This is a genomic window from Plesiomonas sp. (genome assembly GCF_051650925.1).
GTDB lineage: Bacteria > Pseudomonadota > Gammaproteobacteria > Enterobacterales > CAMTGL01 > Plesiomonas.
The window spans coordinates 1-1,738 of sequence record NZ_JBOFRH010000399.1; the positions used below are offsets into that span (position 1 = coordinate 1).

The 1,738-nt window shown below is 50.6% G+C and carries 2 protein-coding genes; both read left to right on the forward strand.

Annotation, left to right across the window (positions count from 1 at the left end; translation table 11 throughout):
- A partial coding sequence (locus ACRC27_RS09205) for a DUF808 family protein (RefSeq protein ID WP_438639741.1) occupies positions 1-461 on the forward strand: 461 nt, incomplete at its 5' end.
- A 355-nt stretch (positions 462-816) separates the two neighbouring features.
- Positions 817-1,738, forward strand: a 922-nt coding sequence (locus tag ACRC27_RS09210) for a multicopper oxidase family protein (protein WP_438639742.1), incomplete at its 3' end; no start/stop codon positions are given.

Below are 1,738 nucleotides of genomic sequence, written 5' to 3' on the forward strand. Positions count from 1 at the left end.
GTACGGTGGCTGCTTACTCTTTGACTGTGCAGTTCTCGGTATTGGCGGCGGTGGCGATTGTCATGACCGTTGGGGTGTATGGCATTGTGGCGGTGATTGTGAAGCTGGATGATGGTGGTTTGTATCTGGCGCGCATCCCCGGTAACAGTTTACCGGTACGGGTATTGCACAAAGTGGGTTATGGCATTTTGATGGCAGCACCGTATTTGATGCGTTCGCTGACGGTGATTGGTACCGTTGCCATGTTTATGGTCGGTGGCGGCATTGTGGCGCACGGCTTGCATTTTGTGTCGGTAGCTATGTTGGATTTGACTGCGTCACTGACATTGATGGGCTCTATGGGGAGCGTATTAACAGCCCTGATGCCAATGTTCCTGAATGCACTGTTTGGTGTATTGGTCGGCATGGCGGTTTTTGTGGTAGTGAGCGCGTTGGGGCAGATTAAAAAACGCTTATTCTAGCGAAAATTCTCTGAATACAGGCCGGAGAGTGCGTGGTGCTCTTCGGCTTTTTTGTTTGTGTTGCTACCCTTCCTTCCTGCGATTTTTACTTACAGTCTCACCTAGTTCGTTGTAATTCCTTGAGTACGGGCCTTGATATTGCGGGTTGTAGCGGATGAATACCGGATATTGCCAGTTGTAATTGGCAATACGGTTTGCGGCTTTTGCTTACATAGCCTGATAACCCGACAAATCCCGCAGCGTTATCCTACCAATAATGATGCTGTACGCCGCTCGGTCACTATCTGATGGATTTATACGCATGTAGCAGTGTGGCGCAGCATGACAATATTGACTGTATTTTGTGGTTGTCCAGATGAATATCAAATCTATTTTCCATCGTACCAGTGCAACGGCTTCAACGCAGGAGTCAGCCTCCTGCAATTTGACTCGTCGTAAGCTGTTAGGGGTGACAGGCGCAATGCTGGCGGCACAGCCGCTATTGGCTTTGTCGTCGAGTGTTAGAGCGGCATGCATGCCATCTTCAGCGCCTGAGGATGAAGGCAAAGCGGCGATTCCGACGCCGTTATCCGGCAATTTCCCATGGCAACAATTTAACTTGGATATCGCCTACGGGCCAAAAATGCCGCAAGGCTGCCAGCTGATTCAGATTAATGATCAGCCATGTGGGCCGGAAATTCGGCTCAAAAAAGGGGATATCTTTTACACCACCGTGCGTAACCGGATGAAAGAGCCGACCACCGTACATTGGCATGGAATTTTAGTGCCTAACTTGATGGATGGGGTGCCGAATGTTTCGCAAGTGCCGCTCCCGCAAGGTGTAGAAACCACCTACAGCTGGCCGGTAGTGCAGGGGGGAACCTATTGGTATCACTCGCATTTTGGCTTGCAAGATCAGCAGGGCTTGGCGGGCCCGTTGATTTTGGAAGATCCTGATGAGCCGTTTGTTTACGACAAAGAAGCGGTGCTGTTTATGGAGGACCGCTTATCCGCTGATCCGTATCAAGTGCTGGATGCGTTACAGCATAAGCCAGCGCCAGAGGCGGCCATAGCGCCAACATTACCGCCGAAAGAAGCTGTTTTTCCGTATCCGGGCGGCAAAAAATTTGGTGTGGATGTGCAATATACCCGTTTCCCTCTTAATGGCTGCTTGCCAGAAAAGCCATTTATCGTGGAGGCGAAGCCCGGTGAGCGTATCCGGCTGCGTGTTATCAACGGCTCTTCATCTTCTTATTTTTGCTTTTCGGTGCAGGGGCATGAACTGCAGGTGATTGCTA